General features: G+C 71.2%; 1 protein-coding gene. It reads right to left on the bottom strand.

What is annotated here, in order from left to right:
- Positions 1-816 (bottom strand): family 43 glycosylhydrolase (locus G6020_RS15325; RefSeq protein ID WP_241732763.1); only part of this gene is annotated, 816 nt, incomplete at both ends.

The raw sequence follows: 816 nt of genomic DNA on the forward strand, positions 1-816 counted from the left end.
CGGCGGACCGGGTCGAGGACGGGGTGCCGTCCCCGACCACGGGCCACCCGCCGACCCAGTCCAGGCGGTCGAGCATCATGTACCTCCGCTGCACCCCGTTGGGGAGCACGGCGCTGCCGCGGGGGGCGGCATGATAGAGCATCCAGTCCTGCCCCGCGTCGTCGGTGGTCACGTCGACGTGACCCGGTCCCACCCAGTCGGCGTCACCCTTGAGGATCACGTCGCCGGGCAGCGGGGAACCCGGCCCCTGCACCAACGGGCGCTGTTGCCGATCGGAGTACGGGCCCATCACGTCGTCGGCGCGGCCACCCAACACCCGGTACTGGGACTGCTCGCCGTTGCAACACAGTCCAGCACTGGTGAACAGGTGCGTCCTGCCCTCGCGGCTGACGATGGCGGGGGCCTCGACGCCCGTACCGGCCACCAGGACGGGGTCGCCGATCAGAGCTGTCCCCGCTGGGTTCATCCGCACCGCGTGGATCCCCTCGAAGTTCCCCATGAACATGACCGGGCCGTCGGCCGTGAACACCACCTCGGGGTCCATCGGATCCAGATCCCGATAGGGCGCGTCGGCCCCGTAGCAGACGATCGGCGCACCGCCGTGGGTCCACGGGCCCTCGATCCCGGGCGCGGTGGCCATCCCGATACAGGGGGCCGGCCCGCCGGTCGTGTAGTACATGACCGCTCCGGCGTCGGCGACGTGGACGTCCGGCGCCCACAGGTACGACCCCGACGGTGCCCACGAGGGACGGGATCCGAAGGCGTCCCCCACGTACTCCCACTCGACCAGGTCGAAGGACCGGAAGTGCGGGACGA

It is taken from the genome of Dietzia sp. B19 (assembly GCF_014145155.1).
GTDB classification, from domain to species: domain Bacteria; phylum Actinomycetota; class Actinomycetes; order Mycobacteriales; family Mycobacteriaceae; genus Dietzia; species Dietzia natronolimnaea.